This window comes from Vibrio sp. 10N.222.49.C9, assembly GCF_041474985.1.
Lineage (GTDB): Bacteria > Pseudomonadota > Gammaproteobacteria > Enterobacterales > Vibrionaceae > Vibrio > Vibrio crassostreae_C.
Genome location: NZ_JBFRVD010000031.1, coordinates 136,722 through 137,502 on the forward strand (window position 1 = coordinate 136,722; position 781 = coordinate 137,502).

Genomic DNA, 781 nt, shown 5'->3' on the forward strand with positions numbered 1-781 from the left:
ATACAGCGGGGCGAACTTCTCACTGACTTGGATAACCCACCTTGCCATGGTGGTGCGTGATAGCTCGATACCCGACTGGGTAAACAGCGATTCTTGGCGATAAAGTGGCATCGCGTATTGGTATTTGCCAAGAATGATGTTGGTCAGCAAGCTTTCTGTGGCGAAGCTTTTAGGGATGAGACTCTGAGGGGATGGCTTCTGAACGATACGGCTGCTGTCACCTGTTTTCTCGCACTGGCGGCAAGCGTACTTAGGACGAACATATTCCAACACTTTGAGTACCGCTGGCGTGAACTCTAGCTTCTCGCTGCGGTCTTCACCGATTTTATGCAGGCTATGATTGCAGCAAGCGCACTGCTTTTCATGGTCGTCTACATCAAGTTCGATAACCTCACGAGGCAAGGTCTTAGGCAGAGGTTTACGTTTACCGCGCTTTTTCGTTGTGGTCGTGGTTGTCACCTCAACCTCGTCTTCTTTAACGGCTTCACACTCCGCTTCGTTGAAGAGGTCACCTTGTGATTCATCGTAAGGCTTTAATGCCTCCGAGCGTTTCGCGAACTGACGGTCGAAGGCGAGTTTGAGTTGTTCAAGCAGCGATTGGCGCTCTTGTTTCCACTCATTTTTCTCCGACATCAGAGCAGCTACCATCGCTTGTAGCTCGGCAACATCTTGGCTTTCTGGGTTGATATTTGGCGTCTTTTTCATAGCATTGATTATACTAAAATCGTGCCGTTAACGCTTGGAGAATAAGGCTTTATTCTCGATTAACTCATTGTAAAAT

General features: G+C 48.3%; 1 protein-coding gene. It reads right to left on the bottom strand.

The features are described from left to right. A partial coding sequence (locus tag AB4585_RS14680) for an IS66 family transposase zinc-finger binding domain-containing protein (RefSeq protein WP_372170116.1) occupies nt 1-705 on the bottom strand: 705 nt, incomplete at its 3' end. Nucleotides 706-781: the final 76 nt, after the last annotated feature.